Genomic DNA, 22,369 nt, shown 5'->3' with positions numbered 1-22,369 from the left:
TTAAGCGCAGGCGAGCTCATACACCCGTACCAGCTCCTGGCTGACCCGCTCCCATGAGTAGCGCGAACGGGCGCGGTCGGCGCCCGCGTAGCCGAGCGCGGTGCGCAGCGTCGGGTCCGTCAGCAGCTCACGGGCCAGGCGCGCGGTCCGCGCGGGGCGGTCCGGCGGCACCAGCAGGCCGGTGACGCCGTCGATGATCGAGTCGAGGTGCGCGCCGACGGCCGAGGCGATGACCGGCACACCGCAGGCCATGGCCTCCAGCGCGACGACGCCCGTCGTGGCCTCGCGCGGCACCGACACCACGGCGTCGGCGCTGCGCATGAGCTTGGGCACCGCGGCCCGCTTGACCTGGCCGAGCAGGGTCACGCGGTCGGCCACGCCGAGCTGCTGCGCCAGGGCGCGCAGACGGCGCGCCTCCCGGTCCTCGTCGAGCAGCTCCAGCTCGGGGCCGCCCGCGAGCACGAGCTCGACGTCCTGGAGGCCCTGCAGCGCGCGGATGATCGTCGGGGCGCCGCGTTCGGGCGTGAGCGGGCCGAGGTGCAGCAGGCGCTTGCGGCTGCCGCGCGTGGCCACCGGGCCCTGGCGGTGGAAGCGCTCGGTGTCCACGCCGTACGGCACGACGGCGATGTTGTGGCGTGGGACGCCGAGCCGGATCAGCGCCGACTCCTCGTCACCGGAGCCGACGATGACCGCTCTGGCGTTCCGGCCCAGCGCGAGCTCCAGCTTCAGGTGGGTGGCGTCGACCGAGTGGAAGGTCTGGGTGACCGGCACCCGCAGTCCCTTGGCGCCGCTGACGGCGGCGAGGCCGCCGGTCCAGGAGTGGGCGTGGATCACGTCCGGCGTTTCCTGGTTCCACCGCCTGCTCAGGTATTGGCCGACATCCTTGAGGTACGGCATGACGTCGGTGGAGCTGAGATCGCGCAGCGGGCCCACGTCGATGTGCTCCAGCATGACGCCCGGCGCCACCCGCGTCCTGGGCTTTCCCTCGGCACTGTCACGCCGGGAGTAGATCGTGACGTGATGATCGCGTCCCAGCTCACGCGCGACGGAGAGAATCTGGTGACGTTTGTTGCCTGTGGCGGAAGCGACGATCGCGATATTCATGGCACACCTCAGCGTTAAAACAGCTTTCAAGGTGTGCCTGCGTCTTAGGCACGTCTTTCTCTGGACAAGACCTTACCCATAGATGGCTCATCCGCAAACCCCCGCAGATCAGACACCACGGAGAGCCAGCACCACGATCTCATCCCAAACCTGCCCACCGGAGAACGCGTGCCGGTCCGCCTCGACCGCCTTCACGATCGTCGTCGGCGCCTGACCCGCGCATCTGCCCAGCACATCGGCCAGCCGCTCCTCGCCGTACGGCTCGCCGACCTCGTTCCTGGAAGAGATCAGCCCCTCGGAGTAGAGCAGCAGCGTCTCGCCCACCGCGACGTTGAGCTCCTCGGCCTCGGTCTCGGCCTCCGGCGAGATGCCCAGCGGCACGCCGCCACCCGCGGCGAACCGGACGCTCCCATCGGGCAGCAGCAGCGCGGCCGGATGGTGCCCCGCCGACGACAGGCGGATCCTGCGGCCCCGCACGAACCCGGCCACGACCATCACGAACATGCCGGTGCCCTGCGACACCAGGGCCTCATTGACCTTGCGCAGCACCACGTCGGGATCGGACTCCCAGACGCTGAGCACCCGCACCCCGCCCCTGACCATCGCGCTGACCGACGCCGCCTCCTCGCCCTTGCCCGCGGCGCCGCCGAGCGCGAACGCCCAGCCGTCCGCGACGGGGAACACGTCGTAGAACTCGGCGCCGACCGACGCGCCGGGGTTGTAGATCGCGGCGGCCTCGTACCCGGGCACATCCGGCAGATTGCGCGGCGCGACGGTCGCCGACAGCGCGTCGGCGGCCCGTGACCGGCTCTGGAAGCTGCTCTGCGCCCGCAGCGCGAGCCCGAGCTGGAGCCCGACCTCCTGCATGACCCCGAGGTCGGCCAGCGTGAACGGTGGCCGGTCGTGCGCTCTGACCAGTGTCAGCACGCCGTCGGCCCGGCCGATGGGCACGCACAGCATCGAGCCCGCGCCCATCGCGGTCAGCAGCGGTCCGTCGGCGCAGAAGCCCAGCAGCGTCTCGTCGTCGACCATCTCGTGCACCACGCCGGAGCCGCGCTCCAGGACCTGGGTCACCACCTGGCTCGCGGCCGGGACGGCGGACTCGACCTGCCGTACCAGATCGCCCAGCGGGTGGTCCTTGGGCGCCACCACGGCCGCGCGGCGGGCCAGCCCGTCGCGCACCACGTCGGCGATCACCCAGTCGGCCCAGCCGGCCGCCAGCAGCCGCGTCGCCCTCGGCAGCGCCACCGGCTGGCTCAGCGCCTCCTCGTCCAGCAGCAGCGTGGTCATCGTGGCCAGCAGGTCCTGGCGCTTGGCCGCCGCCAGCAGCAGCGCGCCGTCCGACTGCTCGGGCCGCCGCGCGCCCGGCTCGGGCAGTTGCACCTCGGTCGGCAGCGCCACGGCCGCCACCATCTGCTGCGGCTCGCCGGGCATCGTCAGGCGGGTCAGCGCCACCTGGACCGTGTGGGTCCTGCCCTGGTGCGCCAGCCGTGACTCGAACGCCGCCGGCTGCCCGGTCTGCAGCACCGACGTCAGGTGCGAGCGGAACGCCGCCCGCCGCGACACGTCCACCAGCAGCGGGAACGACCGGCCGACCAGGTAGCCGTCAGGGCTGCCCAGCATCCGCGAGGTCTCGGGGTTGATCCGCCTGACGACGCCGCCGCCGTCGAGCACGATCACCGGCACGGGGAAGGCCCGGTAGACCTGGCGCAGCAGCTTCAGCTCCCGCTGGGTCCCGTCCTTCTTGCCCCCCTGCCGTTTGGAGGCGTTCTTGAGCGCTTCGCGCGCCTCGGCGAGCAACTCGGCGGCGGTGTCGAGCTCCGCGAGCGCGGCGTCCAGAGTCGGCGCCAGGTCGGAGGGGTAGGCCGTCCGCGCCTCGCGCAGGGAGGAAACACGTCCGGACAGAGCGTCCAGCGCATGTTCGAGGCCGGGCATGGTCATCCTCTGACGCTACGCCACGCTGGATAATGCTAGCCATAAGGGGTAGGGCGTTCCTGCTATGAAAACAACAGCGATGATCACCCCCGGACTTGCCCGTAACCTGGCGACTCTCGGGCGGTTGGGCGAAGACAACTCAACGGAAAGTGTGCTGCGTGGCCTGACGACCGCGCTCGCCGACGGAGTGCCCGGTTGCTCGGGCGGCTCCGCCGAGCACTGGCGTGACCAGCGGGTGCTGGTGTCGGGCTCGCACAGCGAGCTGATCATGCTGGTCGAAGGCGAGCGCGACATCGGCGAGGGCCCGTCGACCGAGGCCCGGCTGACCGGCGGCCGGGTGGTCGTGACCGACGTGCTGAGCGACTCGCGCTGGCCGCGCTACGCCCCGCTCGCCGCCCGCTGGGGCGTGCGCTCGGTGCTGGCCGTGCCGATCCGGCTCGACCCCGTCCTGCTGGTCGTCGGCCTGTATTCGGTACGGCCGTCCGCCTTCTCCCCGCAGGCGGCGCAGGCGCTGGCCGACATGCTGACCGAGCAGGTGGGCGTGGCCATGGCCAACCTGTGGGACTTCGAGGAAGCGCGTACCGACGCCGCCCAGCTCCACGAGGCCCTGGCCGGACGATCGGTGATCGACCAGGCCAAGGGCATCATCATGAAGACCAGCGGATGCTCGGCCGAGGGCGCCTTCGAGGAGCTGCGCCGGATCTCACAGCACCATCAGGTCAAGGTGGCGGATCTGGCCAGGCTCCTGGTCGAGGAGCACCAGAAGAAATCCCGCCGCAAGTGACGTCGGATCGCGCTCGGCTCAGCCAATGGCGGCCAAGGCGTCGTCGAGCGTGTCGTACAGCGGCAGCCGCTGCGCGAGCCCGGTGATCCACATCACCTTCGACTTCGAATATTCCACGCCGACCAGCGCGAACCTGGCCCCCGACGCCAGGCTGGTCTGCCAATGGTGGACGATCAGGCCGAGCGCGCGCGAGTCCATGAACGTCACCCCGGACAGGTCCAGGATCAGCTCGGAGCCCGCCAGGGAGAGGTAGTCGGCGAACTGCTCGCGCGTGGTGGCGTCGAGTATGCCATCGACCTTGATCACCGTGATCTCGTCCACGGTCGACGACGTAAGGCGCAGGGCCGTCACCGCCCCTTCGCCGTTCTCCGGCATTGTCACGGGGCAACCTTACTGTCACCACGCGAAGGAGGAATACTTCCGCCGCCAGGGGGGACACTGGTTCCGAAGTCCAGCAGAGGGCTTCCGTCTCGGATGTAGAGCGAGGCATGCCTCTGCCTGGGCTTTTTCTGCAGGTGGAGGCCGCCCTGCGACCCATATGAGGAGCAGCGATGGCTGTGCAGGAATACGTCCTCGAGGAGTTGACCGCCGAAGAACTGCTGGCCGAAATGGCCGGCGAAGCCACTCCCGACAGCCACAAGGAACGCCTGCGGGAACGCATCGTCGAGATGCACCGCTCGCTCGCCATGGAGATCGCCAGGCGCTACCGCTATCGCGGCGAGCCCCTGGAGGATCTCCTGCAGGCCGCGTACGTCGGCCTGATGAAGGCCGTCAACGGCTTCGACCCGACGCTCGGCCACGCCTTCAGGGGGTACGCCGTCGTCACGATGACCGGCGAGGTCAAGCGCCACTTCCGCGACCGCACCTGGGCCATCCGGGTGCCGCGCCTCTACCAGGAGCGCCGCTCCGAGCTGAACCGGCTCGTCGGCGACCTCAGCCAGGACCTCGGCCGCTCTCCCACCGTGGCCGAACTGGCCGCGAAGATGAACATCAGCGAGGAGGACGTCCTGCTCACGCTCGACGCCTCCGCCGCCTACAGCACGCTGTCGCTCGACGCGCCGCTCGGGACCGACGACGACGCCGCCTCGCTCGGCGACGTCATCCCGGAGGACGACGACACGCTGAGCAAGATGGTCGATCGGGAGGCGGTCAAGCCGCTGATCGACGCTCTCCCGTCTCGGGAGAAGCACATCCTGCTTCTTCGTTTCTTTGGGAACATGACTCAAGCCGAAATAGCGGCAGAGTTCGGCATCTCTCAGATGCATGTATCGCGAATCCTCCGTAAAGTGCTGGACCAGCTACGTAGTGAGCTAGTCGGCTGATAAGGCGGTTACCGGGTGAACGGGGATGTCGATCCTCAGGCGGGCTCCATCAGCCCGCCACCTGGCGCGCCGGTGAAAGAGCTGAGCTTCCGGCTGCCGGACCTGCCACAGGTCCGGCAGTTCGCCGCGTCCGAGGCCCGGGGGGTGGGCATGCCGGAGGAGGCGGTGGGCGATTTCGTCATCGCCGTCAACGAGGTGGCCACCAACGCCGTCACGCACGGCACGGTCGACGCGCAGCTCCGCACCTGGGTACACAACGGCGAGCTGGTGGTCGAGGTACACGACGAGGGCACCTGGAAGCCCGGGCCGATGCCCGGCTCCGTGGGTGGGATGGGACTCTGGGTGGCCCGCCTGCTCTCCTCCGACCTGTCACTGCGGGTCGGCGGCGAGGGCAGCACGGTCACCATGCGTTTCCCCAGCAAGACCTGAAGGACATGTACGCGCGGCGCCTCGTGACCGAGTGCGCCGCGCGCGTGCTTCGTCCGTCTTGTTACCGACGGGTGCGGCCCCGCCAGCCGCCGTAGCTCTTGACGCTGGCCGTACCGATGCCGGCCTGGTGCAGCGCCAGCAGCGTGAGACCGAGCAGCATGAACGTCGTGCCCGAGATCCCCGACCCGATGCTCACGTTCAGCAGGTCGAGCAGGAATCCCAGACCGAAAATGATCGCCGCGACTATCGCCAGCATGTCCCGTTACCTCGTTTCATGAGCTGACAGCGTGAGCAGGCGCTCCAGTACGACTCGGTACTCGCGCAGCGCCAGCCGTAGTTGCTCGGTGTCGCCCGCGCCCTTCCAGCGGTCGCGCAGCTCACCGGTGCGGGCCGTCAGGCTGCTGGTCAGCGCCTCGACCACCTCGTCGACGAGCCCTTCGGCCCGCTGGACGGCGTCGCCGGGGTCGTCCACGAACGAGGTCTGCAGCTCGCGCCAGCGGGCCTGCACCTCGGCCGGGTCCTGGTCGAACAGGACGACGGACTCGGGCGGCGCCGCGTGGGCCGGCGGCGCGCCTTCCACCGCCACCAGCTCGTGTACGTCGTCCTGTTCGTCGCTGTACTCGTCGGGCTCGGCGTGCTCGGCGTGCGCCGGGTCCGAGCCCGGGCTCGGCGGGGGGTAGGCCAGCATGTCGCCGTCCGCCGGGGCGTACGGCTCGTGGTGGCGGTCTTTCTCGCCTTCTCCGGTGAGATCGACCGTGGGGGTGTCGTTCGCGCGGAAGTCGTCCCGCTCGTCTTCCTGTGACGGGTCGTCCGTACGGAAGTCGTCCGCTGGGCCGTACCCGCTGCCCGAGGCGCGCTCGTCCTCATCGTTGGGAGGGTCGTTGGCGCGGTCGTTGGGATGGTCGCTGGGATGGTCGTTGGGATGGTCCGCCCGTTGCGACGGCACTTTGAGCTCGTCGCTCGTCATATCTGTCACCGTCCTCGCGTGGTCTCTTGCAGGAGTTCCTCGAAGAGCGCGCGGTAGTGCACCATCGCCTGGCGGAGGTCCTCGGTGGAGGCCTCCTTCCTGGCGGCGCGCCCGCTGATCTCATGGGCCGTCCGGTAGTGGTCCAGGGTGGACGCGTGCCCGACGGACAGGTCGGACACCTGCTGCTCGAAGCCCTCCGTCGGGTAGCCCCGCTCGGCCATGACCGACGTGACCAGTTGGTCGGCCTCGGTCACCGCGAACCCGGGGGCGTCGACGAAGCGCTCCTGCACCTCGGTCCACCGGGTGGCGTAGCTGTCCCGCGACTCTTCCGGCAGGGGCCGGATGCCCAGCTCGGAGTGGCGCTGCTCACGGGCGAGCAACTCCTGCTCCGCGTCGTGCCTGCTGTCGTGCTCCGCCATCAGGCGTTCGTACTCGGGGCCGAAACGTGCGCGGAGGCGGCTGCGGCGCTGCTGTTGCTGCACCACCACGTAGCCGACTGCGGCAAGGGCCACCACCGCGATCACGACGACGACCACCCAGATAAAGGTGGACATGTTGTTCGCCTCCGGTCTCTATGGTCGAGACCAGCGACTGCCCTCGTACGAACGTCCGAAACGCCGCTGTCAGCGGCCTTCCAGCGCTTTCCTGGCGCTTTCGAGCACCACTGCGACGTGAGAGCCACCAGGGGCCGCCGCGACCTCCCTGAACCCGCTGACGCTGTCGTAATCGACGTCCAGCCCGGCATCGACAAGCCGCTGCGCCCACCGCAACGCGGTGTTCAACCGCTCGGCCGCCGGCGGCTTCCCCTGCGCGGCGGCGGACAGGTTCCGCAGGTTCGTGGCGGGCCCGGACTGGGCGTGCCCGCGCTCCAGTTTCCACGGCAGGGCCCGGCTGTGATCGAGCATCGGCTTGGCCAGACCCGCGGCCCGCTTGGCCTGCAACACCCCGGACTCGCTCACCCCGAAGTGCGCGGCCAGCTCCTGCACGTTCATCCCTTCGGCGACGAGCCGAGCCAGCTCACCCCGATCGACGGTCGGCCTGCGCCCCACGGGCCCCTCCTGCCTCCTGCTCGAGTACACGTGCGGTTCTGATGTGCGCCAAGGCTATGGCATCTCACCCCACTGGCGGCTCGCAGCCATCCGCCGCGTTGTTCCAATTCGCGGTTATTCGATGAGGCTGCGAGCGGATCCGACGCGGAAGCGCTGATACTTCTTGAGCGAAATTCGCAGCTTTCCCGTCACGATGGCGATGGGGATGAGATAAATGTTGAGATCGCCGTCGAGAATGAAGAACTGCTCGACGTCCGATGCGTCGTACGGGACGAGCGCACCCTTCGTCGTGCCCGACAGCCTGTAGGCGATCGTCACGTCACCCTTGCTCGCCATGCACGTCTTTATCTGCACGCGTTGGACGGAACCCCCAGTGTCCACAAGGAGGTCGTACGGCTTCGCTTCGAGCGGCATCGAAGGGATATAGCCGCGAAGAATGAACCAGGCGGCGGCAAGGGTGGGCGCGGCCGCACGCAGATGGCCGAGGTGACTTTGACCCAGCGTGGCAGGTTTGGGCTCGTCCAACATGTGTGCCGTGGGTATATCCAGGCGCTCGGCATGACGCAGAATAGTGGTGCGATTCTGCCGGTTGTCGGCGACGCCGAGGGCCTGAGTCACCGCATCCCAATCGCCGGCTCCTTCCAGGGCCTGGCTCAATTGTGCGGGACTCCAGCGTCGAGTTCCCTTGAAATGGGACACGTCCAGGCCAAGGGCCTTGATGCGGTCTTTGAGGACTCGCAACTGTCGACCGCCCTTGGACGATATGCCCAGGGACCGGGACACTCCTCGCCACGATGTCGCCAGTGCCACGGCCATGCGGAGTTCGTCGTCTCCCCATGGTGGATGAAAGTGGCCGGCGAGCCGGTCCGCCGGTGGCAACTTACTGGGACGGCCGGGCTGGGCAACGAAGTGCGAGCTATCGATGCCGAGTTCGGTGGCGCGCTCCTGCATGATCTTCCTGGAGGCGCTCCCGGTAGGACTGTAGCCGAGAATTCTCGCCACCTCGGCCCAGCTATGTGCGGTTTGGACAGCGGATGCCAGTTCGCTGTCGTTCCATCGCAGCGCGTCCTTGCGAGTATTTTTATGGGTGAGAGCTGACACGGCTCAAGAATAATAAAGCCCGACCACCCTTTAACGGTGATCGGGCAAATGCCAGAAATGTCGGGACGACAGGATTTGAACCTGCGACCCCCTGACCCCCAGTCAGGTGCGCTACCAAGCTGCGCTACGTCCCGTCAAGCCCTTTGCCGAACCTTTGGCCCCGCGCGGTCTTGCGTGATGAAGACTATCACGATCGGCGGACCCCTCCGCGCCAACTCTTGCGAGGACCAGAGAGGTCAGTCGCCGTTGACAGTAGGACCACCTCTCCGGGAGCCTGTGCCGATCCGTCACCAGTCGACGCTCCAACAGCCGCGCAGGTCCTTGCCATCCAAGCGATCGCCCAGCCGCGCTCGCCACAGGCCGCGCGGGCGCGCAGCCACCCGCCTACGGCGCTACCGAGCGCGCCAGCGTCCAGGCCGATCAGCATCGTCGCAGGGGTGGCTCCCAGTGAGCACCGAGTGCGAGCAGGACTGTGCAGCATGTCAACGATCTCAGGCCGACGGCTCCGGACCCGAGTCTCCACTGACTGGAGCGCCCGGTAGCTCTCATTAGGTGAAGCGATGTCCGTCGAGGTCGGTGAAGCGTAGTTGGGCGCCGGGGTGCGGGCGTTCCTTGCGGACGATGACCCGCATCCCTTTCGGCCAGTCGGCCAGCTCTAGCAGGCTGGTGAGCTCGGCAATCCACGCGCCGGGCCGTACCTGGCGTTCGGCGTCGTAGGCCGGCGTCCAGGCAGTGGCGGGCAGCTTGAGGATCGCGGTGGCGATGTCGTCGGTGATGGTGAAGCCGATGGAGTACTTCAGCCATCGTCCCGGGCCGGTCAGCCAGGTGAGAAGGCGTGGGTGCCGCCGCCGGAGCCGGTGCGGATGAGTACGTTGCGTCGCTGGGCGCGGGGCAGTTGGGCCAGGGCGAGCCGGGTGGCCTCGATGTGGTCGGTGGCGGTGTTGGATCCGGCGTTTCCCGCCCGCAGCATCAGGGCCAGGGGTTCCCCGCCGTCGTCCGGGCCATGATCGGCGCACGCGGTCATCAGGTGGAATCCGTAGCTTTTCTTCCAGGTCGGTGCCGCGTGTTGCATTGTCGGAGTGGGAGATCACGATGGTGGCGTCGAGGTCCACGATCACGGGCTGGCCGTCGGCTCCGGCCAGCTGCCAGGCGCGTTGGCGGGCAATGGCCCGCGCGGCGCGGATCACTTTCAATGCGCGGGCCGGGTCGGCGGCGAGCCGGTTGATCAGGCGCGAGACGGTCGGTTCGGAGGCGACCGGAAGCACCGATGGCGACCCCGGTGCCGGGGTCCTCATCGAGGGTGGCCTTCCGCGGCGCGCTGCCGTACCTGGCCGCTGGAGTTGTCTGGTTGTCCCGCGCGATCTTCGGCGGTGAGCAGTCCGGCTCGGTGAAGGTGATCGCGGGCGGCGGCGATAGCCTCAGGCGTGGTGGCGAAGACGCGGCCTGTTTCGTCGAGGCGGGCGATGACGCCTAGCGCGTGCAGGGGTTGGTGGTGGCCGTCGCGGATGCCGGAGACGTAGACGGTGATGCCGCGGCGCTCCAGGCGTTCGATGGCATCGCCCAGGACCAGAGCGCCGGTGGCGTCGATGGTGGTGACCCGGGACATGCGCAAGATGACGGCGGAGACGCTGGCAACCTCCGACAGTTCCAGCAAGAAGCGGTGGGCGGCGGCGAAGAACAGCGGCCCGTCCAGGCGGTAGGCGACGATGTGCTCGGCCAGTAGCGCGTGTTCTTGCTCGGTGTGGTCGCCGGGCAGGTCCGGGCGCAGCGGCATCTCATCCAGGCGGGCATTGCGCGCGACGGCGCGCAGGGCCAGCGCTCCAGCCACGACCAGGCCGACGATGACTGCGGCAACCAGGTCGAGCGCGACGGTGGCCAGCGCGGTCATCGCCAGCACGACGGCGTCGCCGCGGGTGGAACGGATCATGGCTTTGACCGAGCCGACCTCGACCATGCGCACGCAGGTGGCCAGCAGCACGCCCGCCAGCGCGGCCAGCGGAATGCGGGCGACCAGGCCGGCAGCGGAGTAGACGATGACGGCCAGGATGGCGGCGTGGGCGAGGGCGGCCAGCCGGGAGGTGGCGCCGGCGCGGACATTGACCGCGGTGCGAGCGATGGCGCCGGTGGCCGGCACGCCGCCGAACAGTGGCGCCAGCAGGTTGGCCACGCCCTGGCCGAACAGCTCTCGATCCGGATGGTGGCGGTGGTTGACGCTCATGCCATCAGCCACTGCGGCCGACAGCAGCGACTCCAGCGCGGCCAGCGCGGCGACAGCCACCGCCGGGGCCAGCAGCGAGCCGAGCGCGGAGGGGGCGAGGAAGGACAGCGAGGGCGCTGGCAGTCCGGCCGGGAGCTGCCCGATTCTGCTCACCGGCAGATCGGCCAATTCCGCCCCCACGGTAGCGGCCGCCACGGCCAGCAGGGAGAAGGGCACGGTGGGCCGCCAGCGCGCGCCCGCCAGCATCAGCCCGGCCACCGCGAGCGCGAGAGCGAGCGGCCACCAGCGGGGTTGGCCTGTGAAGTCCTGGACGGCTTGCCAGGCCACAGCGATGACTTTGTCGCCCTCCGGGGTGGGCACGCCCAGGGCGGAGGGGATCTGCTGCAGGCCGATGACGCAGGCGATGCCGATGGTGAAGCCCTCCACCACCGGCGCGGGCACCAGCGCCATGTACTTACCCGTGCGCCCCAGCGCGAGCGCGATCAGCATCAGCCCGGCCATCAGGCCGACCATCAGCACGCCGGACGCGCCGTGCGCGTGCATGATCGGCACCAGCACCACGGTCATCGCCCCGGTCGGCCCGGACACCTGCAGGCCCGAGCCGCCGAAGACGGCCGCGAGCGCGCCCGCGACCACCGCGGTGGCCAGCCCTGCCTCGGCACCCATCCCAGAAGAGATGCCGAATCCCAGCGCCAGCGGCAACGCCACGATCGCGACTGTCAGCCCGGCCAGCAGGTCACGGCGCGGGCGGCGGCCCATCTCGGCCAGCTCGGCGCGCTCGGGCAGCACTGAGCGCACCCGAGCCCAGCCCGAGGAGATCCAGCCGTTCACGGGGTGCCGGCCTCCGCCTTGAGCAACTCATTCAGCAACTCATGCTGGCCGGTGAGCATCTGGGTCAACAGGGTGCGCGCGGCGCGTAGCAGGTTGGCCACGTCCCCGCCGGCCAGGGCGTAGACCACGGTGGAACCGTCACGGTGCGCGCTCACCATGCCTGAGCGCCGCAGGACAGCCAGATGCTGCGACAACCCGGTCGGCTCCACCTCGATGGCGGCCAGCAGATCCCGCACCGGCATCGGCCCCTCAGTCAGCAACTCCAGCACCCGAATCCGCACCGGGTGCCCCAGCAACCGGAACAACTCCGCCTTGGCCTCATACAACGGCACCGACATCACAGCGCCGACCCTTCCTCCGGATCGGACGCCTCCACGTCGAGGGGTACCCCATGCCGGCGAGCAAAGCGCTGCGCGTCGTCCCATTCCCCCTCAGCCCGCATTAGATCCTCGGCATCGCCGCTGCGGCGGGCCGCCTCCAGCGCCGCGCCTGCCCGCCGGGCGCGTTCCCTGACCGCGGCAGCAAAGGACTCACTCACCACAACCCCCTGAACCGTGAACCACTCAACAAGACTGCATCATGATGTACCAAATTGCGCATATTCGCAATTTGTGGATGCCTCGATGGCGGTGCTGTCTCTGATCCGGTGGCAGGAGAATGCGCCCCTGTTCGTGATCGGCGAGGTTGATCCTCAGGCTGACCGGTGCCGCGCTCTCTCAGTCCCGATGACCTTTGCCCCTGGAGGTTCCCACCACGGCGACTGGGCACGGGGCGTGCTGGAGGAGCGAGGCGATCGTGCCGAGGTGGTCGGCCCGCTTGCGACCCGCCACGATGAGCGTCGGCGTCTTGTGCGCCTCCTGAACTATGGAGGCGACGTTCGGATGGCTCTCCTGCCAGGCCTTGGGTCCGGCGGTGGTGACCAGGGCAAGTCGGCGCATGTCCGCCTCATCGGCGGCGAACTCCAGGACTGAGGCGGTCGGTTCCTTGTCGGCGACCACGATCGGCCCTGGATGCGCGAGGGCGGGCAGCGGCCCTGGTCCGCGTACCACGATCACCGGGCACTCGGCATGCGCGGCAACATATCGGGCTACCGACCCCACGAGGGCCCCGGGCAACCCGTGCAGCCCTCGCGAGCCGACCACGACGAGGGCGGCGTCGCTGGACAGTTCGACGAGCCGCTGCGCCGCCGGGCCCTCGTACAGGTCGGTCTCGACGCCGACGACCGAGCTGGTCGAGCGGGCGCATTCGGCGCCGTGCCACAGCACGTGGTCGGCCGCCTTACGCAAGTGGTTCTTGGCCTCCTCGTCGGCTTCGCCGTAGGGCCACTGCCAGGAGTGGGCGACGGTCAGCGAAAGCTTTCTGAGCTCGGCCTCGTCCAGCGCCCAGTCCAGGGCCTGTACGGAGAAGTCCGAACCGTCGTAGCCGAGAACGATGTGGTTCATGGCAGTTACCTCCTACCAGGCGGCGGTGCCGCCGTGACAGATACTGATCCGGTCGTATCCAGCGCAGAGCCCGCGTCTTCGGCCTCTTCACGCGCGCGCTTGGCCCGCCACGCCTTATGCGCGGTGTCGGCGAGGACCATGACGGGAATCGCCATCGCGGCGAGTGCCCATCCCGCAGCGGGCGGGAAGGCGCCGCCGAGCAGGTCCGAGACGAGCGGCAGGCCGAGGAAGACCAGCAGCAGTACGGCTTCGACGACCACCGCGCCCAGGAGCAGGGGGTTGGTGCGCCAGCGAATGCGCCCGATCCAGCGGGATTCGCTGCGGCAGGCGAAGGCGTTGGCGAGCTGGCCGAGCACGACGGCGGCGAAGGCCGTGCCCGAGGCGGCGGCGAGCAGGCCGAGGCTCGGGGCGGTGCCGACCTGCCAGCCGCCGAGCAGCAGGACGCCGATGAACGCGCCCATCTCGGCCAGGGCCTGGGCTGGGCCGAGAATCGCGAAGACACGGACGAGCAGGCGGCGGTCGATGAGGTTTCCGGCGCGGGCGGGGCCGTGCATGGTGCGCGGGTTGGCCGGTTCGGCGCCCAAGGCGAGGGCGGGCAGCAGATCGGTGCCGATGTCGAGGGCGAGCACCTGCAGCACGGTCAGGGCCAGCGGGATGGTGCCGCCGGAAAGTGCCCAGATGGCGAACGGGGTGAGTTCGGCGACGTTGTCGGTCAGGTGGTAGGTGAGGAAGCGGCGCACGTTGGCGTAGGTGGCACGGCCCAGCTCGACCGCGCCGACGATGGTGGCGAAGTGGTCATCCAGCAGCACCAGGTCGGCGGCCTCGCGGGCGACGTCGGTGCCCGACTTGCCCATGGCGATGCCGATGTCAGCCTCGCGCAGCGCCGGCGCGTCGTTGACGCCGTCACCGGTCATCGCCACCACGTGGCCGCGCCCGCGCAAGGCTCGGGCGATGCGCAGCTTGTCCTCCGGTGTCACGCGGGCGATCACCACGCCGTCATGGTCGAGCAGCTCGCCCAGCGCGGCGTCGTCGGCGGGCAGCTCGGCGCCGGTGACCACCAGCTCATCCGGGCCGAGCAGCCCGACCTCGGCGGCGATGGCCCGGGCGGTGCGCGGGTGATCGCCCGTGACCATGGCCAGCTTGATCCCGGCGAGGCGGCATTTCCAGATCGCCTCGGCCACATCCTCGCGCGGAGGATCGTGCAACCCGACCAGACCGAGAAATTCCAGCTCCGACTCCTCGGCCGTGCGACCGCGTGCGACGGCGAGCACCCGCAGGCCGCGGTCGCTCATCTGGGCCAGCACGTCATCGGCCCCGGGTGCGGCCCGGCACAGCGGCAGCACGGCATCCGGTGCGCCCTTCAGGTGCAACCCGCCATCCACCAGGACGGAGGCGCGGCGTCGTACTGAATCGAACGGGAAGCGCCGGGTGACCTGCCCTTCCACGTCAGCGCCGAGACGCAGGGCCTCGACGTGCAGGGCCACCTCCATCGGGTCGCCCACGGGCTTGCCGCCGCTCATCCGGCCGGTGGAGCTCAGCACCGCCGTACGCATGACCTCGGCGGGCGGGCTCGACGGCGCCCACACCTCGGCCACGGTCATCTCGTTACGGGTCAGCGTGCCGGTCTTGTCGGTGCAGATGAACGTCGCCGAGCCGAGCGTCTCTACCGCTTCCAGATGGCGTACCAGGGCGTTGCGGGCGGCCATCCGCTGGGCGGCGCGAGCCAGCGACAGCGTGACGGTCGGCAGCAGCCCTTCGGGCACCAGCGCGACCGTGACACCGATGGCGAACAGGAAGCCCTGCCCCAGCTCCATCCCCAGCAGCACAGCCAGCCCGAAGAAGACCACGCCGACCGCCACCGCGATCCCGGCGACGACCTTGACGACCTTGCCGAGCTGGACGGCCAGCGGGCTGGGCGGCCTGATCGCCTCCCTGGTGAGCTTGGCGATCGCGGCCAGCCGGGTGCGCGCCCCGGTGGCCACCACGACGGCCTCGGCCTCCCCCTCGACCACGAACGTGCCCGCGTAGACCGGGCCGCCCGCTCGCGGCCGGGCCGGACGGCTCTCCCCGGTCAGCATGGATTCGTTGACGGCCAGCCCGTGTACCTCGGCCAGTTCCAGGTCGGCCGAGATCCGGTCACCCGCCTCCAGGAGCACCACGTCCCCGACCACCAGATCAGTCGCGCCGATCAGGATGCGCCTGCCATCCCGCCTGACCACCACGTTGGCCGGGATCAGCTCCCGCAACCGCTGCGTGGCCCGATCAGCGCGGTACTCCTGGGCGAAGGCGAAGCCACCGTTGAGCAACACGACCACCGCGATCGCCACGGCCAGCTGCGGCATCCCGGCCAACACGGCGAGCACGGCCGCTCCCCACAACAGCAAGGCGAAGAAATGCACCATCTGGCGCAGCAGCAACACGATGGGAGAGACGCGGCGAGCCGAAGGCAGCACATTCGGGCCGTCGGCGGCCAGCCGCTCCGCCGCTTCGACAGTGGTGAGCCCGCAACGGGATGGAGACAAGATGGTCATGCTCGCCACTCTCGCCGCCACTCCCCTGCGTTGGGCAGGGACTTTCGGCACCATCCCACGGGCCGTCCGGCACTGCCTGTGACGCCCGGCCGTACCGGGAAGCGGGCTGTTCATCGTCGACCTCCTCCGGGCGGTGGGCGCGGGCGGGAGCGAGTGCTTCATCCACCCGCGCCTGGCCGGACGTCAGTGCTCGACGGCGATCCGCCGGCCTTCCGCCTTCTTGCCCTCGGCCAGCCCGACGCTGACCTCCAGGACGCCGCCGTTATAGGTGGCCCTGACGTCATCCGTCTTGGCCGTGGCGGGCAGTGTCACCGATCGCGACAGCGTCCCGTAGGAGAACTCCGAGCGGTGCGGCTCGGCGACTTTGCGAGTCCGCATGGCCCGGATGTGGAGTACGCCGCCACCTACGGTGATCTCGACGTCCTTGTCGGGGTCGAGCCCGGGCAGCTCGGCGCGCAGCACGTACCGGCCGTCGGCGACGTAGTCCTCGACCCGGACGATCTGTCCGAACGGCCGGAACCCGAACATCGGGCTCTCCATCCACTCGAACAGCTCCGGGAACGGGAATCTGATGTCCCTACGCTCTGGCAGGTTCATCGCAGCCTCCTTGTGTGGTTCCGATTCCCACACCTTCAGGACACACCCGGGCCCGCCCCGGCCGCAGAGGCTGAAGTCCCTTCCCGTCAGGGCGATCGGCCCCTGTTTTGCCAGCCGCGGTAAGCCTGTGGACCGAGGCGCACGACCGGCCGCGCCACCAGCCGTGCTCGAACATCCAGCGTGCTGCCTCGGCGTCGTTCAGCCCACCAGGGCCTGAGTGGCCGCGTCCATGCCTCCACCGCGCGTCCGCCCACCGGATCTGTGCGGCCAGTGCCTTTGGTCCTGCCGGTCGGGGACGTTCGCCGCTGTCGCACTGCTGTGGTGGCGCCCACGATGTGCTTGTACCGCTCTATGGAGGTGAACCGATCATGATCGGCGGACGAATGATCATGGAGTCGTCGGCGCTCGACTCCGAACTACTGTCGCTGAAACAGCGGGTCGACAAGCTGGAGGAGCTGGTCCGCACGCTGACCGCCGCGAACCTCGCGCTCGTCAAGGCCATGGAGAACCTTCAGCGCACGCCGACCGGCGTGGCTCCGAGTAACTGAGGCACGCCCGAGCCAACCCTGGGGCGGCCGTGACGCACGACCGCTCGTACGCCCGGTCGTCGTACGGCGAGTGCCGAGCATGCGGCGTCCTGCGCGCGGCACGCGTTCCCACGCGTGCACGACGACGAGCTGTCCCTGTCCTGCGGCTTTCACCCGCGCGGGGCTGTGACTGACCGTCGCATAGCCCGCATGCGTCGCCCCGCGCAAGATAACCCGCAACGGCGCGCCGCCTTCCAGGTTGCGCCACCACAGCCGGGAGCCGCGGCTGATCACTGTGAGCGTGTCCCCCTGCTGGCTGTACTGGACCGGCACGAGCAGCCTCGCGCCACTCCTGCGGCCGGTGATCTCCGCGAGCACCACCCATCGCGACAGCAGGTCGTGCAACGGGGTCCGCAACACCCATGCGACGATCGGGTTGACCAGCCGGGTCCGCATCCGGCCTAGCGCCCGCACCGGGACCGCCGCCCGCACATCAGGTAAGCGACAGGTCCGATCGGCTGGACGAATATACCCAGCCACCACAGTTCCTTACGCCCCCGAACCTCGTCCCTAGGCCGGAACCACAGGTCCACCGCCGCCGTCGCGGTCAATGCGAACTCTGCTGACACAGCCACTAACAGCAGGCCCTGCTGCCGTTCGGAGAGCTCGTTCCAGCGCATCAGCCCTGTCCCTTCTCTCGGCGTACCTCCATCAGGAGCCTGTCAGGCTCCCCGCCGGTCGTCCCGGGCCGAAGGGCCCAAGATCAGAGGCCTTTGGCCACCGCCACTGTGGGGACCACGTCGCGGATCGCCGCTCCGGCGAACAGATGGGGGTTCCTCGCGCCACCTGGGAGTACGCACCGCTCCTAGCCGGCGTAGGCCGTGATGCGGAAGACCGGAATGCGGGGCGCGATCCGCTCGAACTCCTCCAGCGGGGCCCGCCGGTCCACCGGGATGTGCGGGCGGGCGCCGGGCGCGCATGCCAGGTAGCGGCGCAGGATGGGGGCGCGCAGACCGGGCTCGACCTCGTCGAGGCGAACCCTCTCGCGGCGGCCGTGCCGCAGCACCGCCCGCCCCTGAACAGCCTGGAGGTTGCGCACCCAGTTCGCGTTCTGGCCCAGCATCGAGACCAGATAGCGCTCCCCCTCATAGTCGGCGACGACCAGAGGGAAAGAGATGACGCGGCCACTACGCCGCCCAGGGACCTCCAAGGTCACCAGGCGGCCTGGCATCACCCCCGCCGAATGGAGGATGGCGGAGAACCGGTTCATCGCCCGCGCCAGGCGGTTCGGCCGGCCGCCTCGATAAAGCCACCGGTACCAGCGTCCGGGTCGATGTGCGTCGTGTGTCATGTCCCACCTACCTAGAAATTCTTGCCGCAACCTGCCCCGAGGCGGGTCACGATGCCCATGCCTGCAATCCCCTGCTACCGTGGCGGCGCATCCAGGCAAGCGACTCCTTCTCCAACTGACGCACCCAATACGGGGTCAGCCCCATCTGCCTGGCGATCTGCCGGGGCGTGTGCGTGGCGTACCCGTCCAGGCCGAACCGCAGCCGCATGATCAGTGCCTGCCGTGGAGCCAGCCCCTCGATGAGTGACGTGAGTACCTCCGTCAGCGCCTTGCGCTCGACAAGCTGGTCGGCGGGCAGGCTCTGAACGTCCTCCAGCAGCTCGCCCAGCGTCGAGCGGTGCGGCCCCTCACCCACCACCGTGTCCGGGCTGACGCATTCCCGCGGCAGCATTCGCAAGGTGAGGAGCTTCGCCGGCCTTAGTCCCGTCTCCTCGGCCAGTTCGCGTTCCGTAGGCGTGCGGCCGAGCCGATGTGTGACCGCCATCTCCGCACGGGCGATCTTGGCGAACTGGTCCCGCATCCCGATCGGCAGCCGCACCGTGGGGGCGAACTCCAGCCCTCGCTGGATGGCCTTGCGGATCCACCAGACAGCGACGGTGGAGAACCGGTTGCCCCGGGTGTGGTCGAAGCGCTTGACTGCCTCTATCAGCCCAAGGTTGCCGTCCTGGATCACGTCGGCCAGACGACCTCGCCGATGCTCACCGCCCGCCAGGTGGCTTCCATGTCGGGCCTCTACAGCAGCGGCGGGACGACGATGAGATCGCCCCTGTCCCAGGTCAACTCGGAGACGACGTCAATCACGCCCTCCACCTGGTGGATCTCCTCCACCAGGCGGGTGACCTCAGAGCCGCGTGCCATCCGGCCGCTGAGCCGCACCACTCCACCGGAGACGCTGACCGACACCGACGTCCGGTCACCGATCACGGCCCTGACGTCGCTCTCCAGCTCGCCCGCGGACCGGGTGAAAACGCGCAGCACGTCTGACTGGTGCAGAGTGCCGGCGATGCGCCCGGTGACCGCGTCGATCACCGGCAGTTGCTTGATCCGCTTCTCGTGCATCAGCCGGGCCGCGTCGCGAACCGGAGTTGCCGGGGTCACAGTGATCGCGGGCGTGCTCATGAGCGCCGACGCGGTGACCGCAGCCGCCCTCTTATGCTCCTCGCGCCGTTTGCGGCTCTCGAAGATCGGAGCGCTGTGCCGTACCGGGTCCATCTCTTTGAGCAGCAGATCGTCTTCGGAGACGACTCCCACAGGCCGACCATCAGTATCGATCACGCTGACCGCCCCGAGGGTGTATCGGCGCATCGTACGCACGATCTCGGCGAACGACGCGTCCTCCCGCACCGCGATGGCGACGTTCCTCATGACGTCCCTGACCTTGATGGCCATGGTGGCCTCCTCATCTCTCTCCCCAACGATGCGCTTTGAGCGGCCATGGGCGGCATGGGCGAACGTCCCTCCTCGCAGAGCCTTTGGTCCTGCAAGGCGTGGACCACGGGCTGCGGGTCGTGTTCCTCGTCGGCAGAAGGCTTCTATGCGCGTACCACCGCCACCGGGCAGCGGGCGTGGTGCAGAACCCCGCGGCTGACCGAGCCGAGCAGCATCGCTCCCGTCGCGCCGTGGCCGTGCGAGCCCACCACCAGCAGGTCGGCGCGGGCGGAGGCGTCGGTGAGGGCTTCCACCGGCTGCGCTGGCTGGACGTCCTCGACGACCGTCACCTGCGGGTTGTCCTTCTTGAACGTTTCCAGCCGGTCGTGGACGACCTGGTGCTGCGCTACGCGAACCTCATCCATGTCGTAGGGCACCCCGGGTGCGAACGCGTGCACCGGCAGTTGCCAGGCGTGCACCACCCTCAGCGCGCTCCCCCGCAGCTTGGCCTGCCGGAAGGCGTAGGCCAGCGCGGGCTCGCATTCGGGCGAGTCGTCCACACCGACCACTATCTCCCCGCGCACCGGCTGGTGATCGCCGCGTACGACCACGACGGGGCCATGCACGTGGCCCGCCACGTGCGTACTGACCGAGCCCAGCAGCGCTCCGGCAAACCCGCCGAGCCCGCGGCTGCCGAGCACGATCTCGGTCGCGTCCTCGGCCTGCTCGCGCAGCACCTCGGCGGGCGCGCCCTCGATGTCCTGCGTCGTGACCTCGACGCCGGGCTGACGCTCGTGGGCCAGGGCCAGCGCTTCGCGCAGGATCCGCTGTCCCTCTCGCAGCAGCGTGTCGGGCAGAGCGACGTTGGCGAACCTGCCGATCTGGTACGGCGAGCGGTCCACGGCGTGCACGATCCGCAGTGGCTCTCTCATCCGGAAGGCGTCGTTGGCCGCCCACTCCACTGCGGCCCGCGCGGTCACTGAGCCATCCACACCTACGATGATCATGATTTTTTCCTCCTTCGTCACCTCTCCATCGGACTCGTTCACGGAGCACCGTTGCAGGGCCGGAAGTCTGTCAGGCAAGAGCCGAAGGACCCTGTTCGCGCCGGTGACGGGTGCGTAGCGTCATGGGCATGGCAGCCATCGATCTGACGCGGCTCCGTGCGGTCGTCTTCGACACCGATGGTGTGGTCACCGACACTGCCCGGGTCCACGCGGCCGCGTGGAAGCACGTGTTCGACGCTTTCCTGGGCGGCCGTTCCACCCCGTTCGACATCAGCGCCGACTACCTGCGCTACGTCGACGGGCGCTCGCGTCTGGACGGGGTGCGCACGTTTCTGGCCTCCCGCAGTATCTGCCTGCCCGAAGGCGGGCCGCAGGATGAGCCGGGCGCGCCGACCGTGCACGGGCTCGGGCTGGCCAAGGACGCGCTGTTCGTCCAGGAGATCGACAGGCATGGGGTGGCCGCCTTCGGCTCGACCGTTGACCTGCTGCGCGAGTTGCGGCGGCGCGGTTGCCGTACCGCCGTGGTGTCGGCGAGCAGGAACTGCCGCGCGGTGATCTCGTCCGCAGGGCTGATGCACCTGTTCGACGTGCTGGTCGACGGTACCGAAGCCGCGCGGCTGGGCCTGCCGGGTAAGCCTGACCCGGCGCTGTTCCTGGACGCCGCTCACCGGTTGGAGCTTCCGGCGGGCGAGGTGGCGATCGTGGAGGACGCGCTGCCCGGTGTCGAGGCCGGCCGCAGAGGCGGCTTCGCCCTGGTAGTCGGCGTGGATCGGACGGGCTCGCAGCGGGCCGCGATGCGTCGCGCCGGAGCGGACGTCATGGTGACGGATCTGGCCGAGCTGGCCATCACCGGCCGCGTCCCTGTGTTGCGGCGATGAATCCCTGGACGCTCGCCTACGAGGGGTTCGACCCGGCCTCGGAGTGGTTACGCGAGGTGCTGTGCACGCTGGGCAATGGCCGGTTCGCCACGCGCGGCGCGACGCCTGACGGCGAGGTGCGCACGCCTGGCACCTACGCCGCGGGCTGCTACGACCGGCTGGCCTCCACGGTCGCGGGCCGCACGGTCACCAATGAGGACTTGGTCAATCTGCCCGACTGGCTGCCACTGACGTTCGCCACCCCGGTTCGACGCGGTTCCGCCCGGAGCGGGCTGACCTGCTGGAGTACCGCCAGGAGCTCGACCTGCGGCAGGGGGTGCTGCTGCGGGGATCACGCTGGCGCGACGAGGCGGGCCGCGTCACCCTCGTACGGCAACGCCGTTTGGTGTCCATGGCCGACCCGTATCTGGCAGCGCTCGAAACCACCTTCACCGCCGAGAACTGGTCCGGCCCGGTTCGGTGGCCCTGCGCCGGTTACGGCTTGCTCCGCGTTTCTGGAAGTGCTTGAGCCCGAGGAGTGTCTGCGCCTGGTTGCGCCCGGCGGTGTCGGCCGCGTGGCGTTCAACGGCTCGCACGGACCGACGGTGCTGCCCGTCAACTACAAGCTCCACGACGGCGCCATCGTGTTTCGCACCGCGTACGGCGGCCCCATGGACCAGGATCTGCGTACCGGTCAGGAAGGCGTGGAGATCAAAATCGGTTTCGAGGTCGACAGGATGGACGAGATACAGCACGAGGGCTGGAGCGTCCTCATCCAGGGTGCCGCCCACCACGTGTCGGCGGACGAACTGGCCAAGGTCCCCGATTCCGACGTCACCCCGTGGGCCGGCGGCGACCGGCAGCTCTACATCCGCATCATCCCGCACCAGATCACCGGCCGCCGCATCCACGGCCGGTGAACCGAAGGGACGAAAATCCCGAACCAGAA

The 22,369-nt window shown here is 69.3% G+C and carries 25 protein-coding genes, 1 tRNA gene and 1 pseudogene; 6 read left to right on the top strand and 21 right to left on the bottom strand.

Annotated features, from left to right (window positions below; all coding sequences use genetic code 11):
• On the bottom strand, positions 1-1,104 hold the full coding sequence (locus KME78_RS56375) for a glycosyltransferase (RefSeq protein ID WP_219538306.1): 1,104 nt from the start codon (positions 1,102-1,104) through the stop codon (positions 1-3).
• Between the two features lie 108 nt (positions 1,105-1,212).
• Complete coding sequence (locus KME78_RS56370) at positions 1,213-3,045, bottom strand: SpoIIE family protein phosphatase (RefSeq protein ID WP_246654676.1); 1,833 nt, start codon at positions 3,043-3,045, stop codon at positions 1,213-1,215.
• A gap of 58 nt (positions 3,046-3,103) precedes the next feature.
• Between KME78_RS56370 and KME78_RS56365 the strand changes: the two genes are divergently transcribed.
• Positions 3,104-3,823, top strand: coding sequence for a GAF and ANTAR domain-containing protein (locus tag KME78_RS56365; RefSeq protein ID WP_219538305.1), 720 nt, complete (start codon positions 3,104-3,106; stop codon positions 3,821-3,823).
• An 18-nt stretch (positions 3,824-3,841) separates the two neighbouring features.
• Here the strand turns inward: KME78_RS56365 and KME78_RS56360 are convergent, their stop codons facing one another.
• Positions 3,842-4,198 (bottom strand): STAS domain-containing protein, encoded by a 357-nt coding sequence (locus tag KME78_RS56360; protein WP_219538367.1) that lies wholly within the window; start codon positions 4,196-4,198, stop codon positions 3,842-3,844.
• 176 nt (positions 4,199-4,374) lie between these two features.
• Between KME78_RS56360 and KME78_RS56355 the strand changes: the two genes are divergently transcribed.
• Positions 4,375-5,145 (top strand): SigB/SigF/SigG family RNA polymerase sigma factor, encoded by a 771-nt coding sequence (locus KME78_RS56355; RefSeq protein ID WP_219538304.1) that lies wholly within the window; start codon positions 4,375-4,377, stop codon positions 5,143-5,145.
• A 15-nt stretch (positions 5,146-5,160) separates the two neighbouring features.
• On the top strand, positions 5,161-5,574 hold the full coding sequence (locus KME78_RS56350; RefSeq protein WP_219538303.1) for an ATP-binding protein: 414 nt from the start codon (positions 5,161-5,163) through the stop codon (positions 5,572-5,574).
• Between the two features lie 61 nt (positions 5,575-5,635).
• On the opposite strand, the gene KME78_RS56345 is transcribed toward KME78_RS56350, so the two are convergent.
• The 13 genes and pseudogenes from KME78_RS56345 to KME78_RS56285 form a co-directional block, all read right to left on the bottom strand.
• Positions 5,636-5,830 carry a hypothetical protein gene (locus KME78_RS56345; protein ID WP_219538302.1) on the bottom strand — a complete coding sequence of 65 codons (195 nt, stop codon included), beginning with the start codon at positions 5,828-5,830 and terminating at the stop codon, positions 5,636-5,638.
• Positions 5,831-5,836: 6 nt separating this feature from the next.
• Positions 5,837-6,541 carry a hypothetical protein gene (locus KME78_RS56340; RefSeq protein WP_219538301.1) on the bottom strand — a complete coding sequence of 235 codons (705 nt, stop codon included), beginning with the start codon at positions 6,539-6,541 and terminating at the stop codon, positions 5,837-5,839.
• Positions 6,542-6,546: 5 nt separating this feature from the next.
• Positions 6,547-7,095: a hypothetical protein gene (locus tag KME78_RS56335; protein WP_219538300.1), complete on the bottom strand. Its 549-nt coding sequence runs from the start codon at positions 7,093-7,095 to the stop codon at positions 6,547-6,549.
• 69 nt (positions 7,096-7,164) lie between these two features.
• Positions 7,165-7,590 carry a hypothetical protein gene (locus KME78_RS56330; protein ID WP_219538299.1) on the bottom strand — a complete coding sequence of 142 codons (426 nt, stop codon included), beginning with the start codon at positions 7,588-7,590 and terminating at the stop codon, positions 7,165-7,167.
• 114 nt (positions 7,591-7,704) lie between these two features.
• A complete protein-coding gene (locus KME78_RS67740) occupies positions 7,705-8,691 on the bottom strand; it encodes a group I intron-associated PD-(D/E)XK endonuclease (RefSeq protein ID WP_219538298.1) in 987 nt (328 codons plus the stop codon).
• Between the two features lie 60 nt (positions 8,692-8,751).
• Positions 8,752-8,825: transfer RNA gene (locus KME78_RS56320), tRNA-Pro, on the bottom strand.
• Positions 8,826-9,242: 417 nt separating this feature from the next.
• Positions 9,243-9,950: pseudogene (locus tag KME78_RS56315) on the bottom strand (transposase); the annotation flags it as partial.
• A 32-nt stretch (positions 9,951-9,982) separates the two neighbouring features.
• Positions 9,983-11,668: a SulP family inorganic anion transporter gene (locus KME78_RS56310; RefSeq protein WP_219538366.1), complete on the bottom strand. Its 1,686-nt coding sequence runs from the start codon at positions 11,666-11,668 to the stop codon at positions 9,983-9,985.
• A gap of 68 nt (positions 11,669-11,736) precedes the next feature.
• Positions 11,737-12,078 carry an ArsR/SmtB family transcription factor gene (locus tag KME78_RS56305; protein WP_219538296.1) on the bottom strand — a complete coding sequence of 114 codons (342 nt, stop codon included), beginning with the start codon at positions 12,076-12,078 and terminating at the stop codon, positions 11,737-11,739.
• On the bottom strand, positions 12,078-12,278 hold the full coding sequence (locus KME78_RS56300; protein ID WP_219538295.1) for a hypothetical protein: 201 nt from the start codon (positions 12,276-12,278) through the stop codon (positions 12,078-12,080). Before KME78_RS56300 ends, KME78_RS56305 begins: the two co-directional genes overlap by 1 nt.
• 178 nt (positions 12,279-12,456) lie before the next feature.
• Complete coding sequence (locus tag KME78_RS56295; protein WP_219538294.1) at positions 12,457-13,182, bottom strand: universal stress protein; 726 nt, start codon at positions 13,180-13,182, stop codon at positions 12,457-12,459.
• A 5-nt stretch (positions 13,183-13,187) separates the two neighbouring features.
• Positions 13,188-15,713 (bottom strand): cation-translocating P-type ATPase, encoded by a 2,526-nt coding sequence (locus KME78_RS56290; protein WP_246654674.1) that lies wholly within the window; start codon positions 15,711-15,713, stop codon positions 13,188-13,190.
• A 183-nt stretch (positions 15,714-15,896) separates the two neighbouring features.
• Complete coding sequence (locus KME78_RS56285) at positions 15,897-16,310, bottom strand: Hsp20/alpha crystallin family protein (protein WP_219538293.1); 414 nt, start codon at positions 16,308-16,310, stop codon at positions 15,897-15,899.
• Positions 16,311-16,678: 368 nt separating this feature from the next.
• Here KME78_RS56285 and KME78_RS56280 point away from each other — a divergent pair, with 368 nt between their 5' ends.
• Positions 16,679-16,858 carry a hypothetical protein gene (locus KME78_RS56280; RefSeq protein ID WP_219538292.1) on the top strand — a complete coding sequence of 60 codons (180 nt, stop codon included), beginning with the start codon at positions 16,679-16,681 and terminating at the stop codon, positions 16,856-16,858.
• Between the two features lie 440 nt (positions 16,859-17,298).
• On the opposite strand, the gene KME78_RS56275 is transcribed toward KME78_RS56280, so the two are convergent.
• From KME78_RS56275 to KME78_RS56255, 5 genes are all read right to left on the bottom strand, one after another.
• Positions 17,299-17,517 (bottom strand): PLD nuclease N-terminal domain-containing protein, encoded by a 219-nt coding sequence (locus KME78_RS56275; protein ID WP_219538291.1) that lies wholly within the window; start codon positions 17,515-17,517, stop codon positions 17,299-17,301.
• A 185-nt stretch (positions 17,518-17,702) separates the two neighbouring features.
• On the bottom strand, positions 17,703-18,188 hold the full coding sequence (locus KME78_RS56270) for a nitroreductase/quinone reductase family protein (RefSeq protein WP_219538290.1): 486 nt from the start codon (positions 18,186-18,188) through the stop codon (positions 17,703-17,705).
• 46 nt (positions 18,189-18,234) lie between these two features.
• On the bottom strand, positions 18,235-18,861 hold the full coding sequence (locus KME78_RS56265; protein WP_219538289.1) for a sigma-70 family RNA polymerase sigma factor: 627 nt from the start codon (positions 18,859-18,861) through the stop codon (positions 18,235-18,237).
• Between the two features lie 59 nt (positions 18,862-18,920).
• Complete coding sequence (locus tag KME78_RS56260) at positions 18,921-19,577, bottom strand: CBS domain-containing protein (protein ID WP_219538288.1); 657 nt, start codon at positions 19,575-19,577, stop codon at positions 18,921-18,923.
• A gap of 143 nt (positions 19,578-19,720) precedes the next feature.
• On the bottom strand, positions 19,721-20,563 hold the full coding sequence (locus tag KME78_RS56255) for a universal stress protein (RefSeq protein ID WP_219538287.1): 843 nt from the start codon (positions 20,561-20,563) through the stop codon (positions 19,721-19,723).
• Between the two features lie 128 nt (positions 20,564-20,691).
• Between KME78_RS56255 and KME78_RS56250 the strand changes: the two genes are divergently transcribed.
• Positions 20,692-21,441 (top strand): HAD family hydrolase, encoded by a 750-nt coding sequence (locus tag KME78_RS56250; protein ID WP_219538286.1) that lies wholly within the window; start codon positions 20,692-20,694, stop codon positions 21,439-21,441.
• Entirely contained in the window at positions 21,438-22,340 is a 903-nt protein-coding gene (locus KME78_RS68480; RefSeq protein WP_443687886.1) for a pyridoxamine 5'-phosphate oxidase family protein, read from the top strand. Before KME78_RS56250 ends, KME78_RS68480 begins: the two co-directional genes overlap by 4 nt.
• Positions 22,341-22,369: the final 29 nt, after the last annotated feature.

It is taken from the genome of Nonomuraea guangzhouensis, from assembly GCF_019396345.1.
GTDB lineage: Bacteria > Actinomycetota > Actinomycetes > Streptosporangiales > Streptosporangiaceae > Nonomuraea > Nonomuraea guangzhouensis.
Note: the sequence above shows the minus strand (reverse complement) of the source record. Positions and strands in the feature narration are given on the sequence as shown.

Bases quoted from the DNA above. Each gene is read 5' to 3' on its own strand.
- KME78_RS56375 (WP_219538306.1), bottom strand. From the start codon at position 1,104: ATGAATATCGCGATCGTCGCTTCCGCCACAGGCAACAAACGTCACCAG.
- KME78_RS56370 (WP_246654676.1), bottom strand. From the start codon at position 3,045: ATGACCATGCCCGGCCTCGAACATGCGCTGGACGCTCTGTCCGGACGT.
- KME78_RS56365 (WP_219538305.1), top strand. From the start codon at position 3,104: ATGAAAACAACAGCGATGATCACCCCCGGACTTGCCCGTAACCTGGCG.
- KME78_RS56360 (WP_219538367.1), bottom strand. From the start codon at position 4,198: ATGCCGGAGAACGGCGAAGGGGCGGTGACGGCCCTGCGCCTTACGTCG.
- KME78_RS56355 (WP_219538304.1), top strand. From the start codon at position 4,375: ATGGCTGTGCAGGAATACGTCCTCGAGGAGTTGACCGCCGAAGAACTG.
- KME78_RS56345 (WP_219538302.1), bottom strand. From the start codon at position 5,830: ATGCTGGCGATAGTCGCGGCGATCATTTTCGGTCTGGGATTCCTGCTC.
- KME78_RS56340 (WP_219538301.1), bottom strand. From the start codon at position 6,541: ATGACGAGCGACGAGCTCAAAGTGCCGTCGCAACGGGCGGACCATCCC.
- KME78_RS56335 (WP_219538300.1), bottom strand. From the start codon at position 7,095: ATGTCCACCTTTATCTGGGTGGTCGTCGTCGTGATCGCGGTGGTGGCC.
- KME78_RS56310 (WP_219538366.1), bottom strand. From the start codon at position 11,668: ATGGGCCGCCGCCCGCGCCGTGACCTGCTGGCCGGGCTGACAGTCGCG.
- KME78_RS56305 (WP_219538296.1), bottom strand. From the start codon at position 12,078: ATGTCGGTGCCGTTGTATGAGGCCAAGGCGGAGTTGTTCCGGTTGCTG.
- KME78_RS56295 (WP_219538294.1), bottom strand. From the start codon at position 13,182: ATGAACCACATCGTTCTCGGCTACGACGGTTCGGACTTCTCCGTACAG.
- KME78_RS56290 (WP_246654674.1), bottom strand. From the start codon at position 15,713: ATGACCATCTTGTCTCCATCCCGTTGCGGGCTCACCACTGTCGAAGCG.
- KME78_RS56285 (WP_219538293.1), bottom strand. From the start codon at position 16,310: ATGAACCTGCCAGAGCGTAGGGACATCAGATTCCCGTTCCCGGAGCTG.
- KME78_RS56280 (WP_219538292.1), top strand. From the start codon at position 16,679: ATGATCGGCGGACGAATGATCATGGAGTCGTCGGCGCTCGACTCCGAA.
- KME78_RS56275 (WP_219538291.1), bottom strand. From the start codon at position 17,517: ATGCGCTGGAACGAGCTCTCCGAACGGCAGCAGGGCCTGCTGTTAGTG.
- KME78_RS56270 (WP_219538290.1), bottom strand. From the start codon at position 18,188: ATGACACACGACGCACATCGACCCGGACGCTGGTACCGGTGGCTTTAT.
- KME78_RS56260 (WP_219538288.1), bottom strand. From the start codon at position 19,577: ATGGCCATCAAGGTCAGGGACGTCATGAGGAACGTCGCCATCGCGGTG.
- KME78_RS56255 (WP_219538287.1), bottom strand. From the start codon at position 20,563: ATGATCATCGTAGGTGTGGATGGCTCAGTGACCGCGCGGGCCGCAGTG.
- KME78_RS56250 (WP_219538286.1), top strand. From the start codon at position 20,692: ATGGCAGCCATCGATCTGACGCGGCTCCGTGCGGTCGTCTTCGACACC.
- KME78_RS68480 (WP_443687886.1), top strand. From the start codon at position 21,438: ATGAATCCCTGGACGCTCGCCTACGAGGGGTTCGACCCGGCCTCGGAG.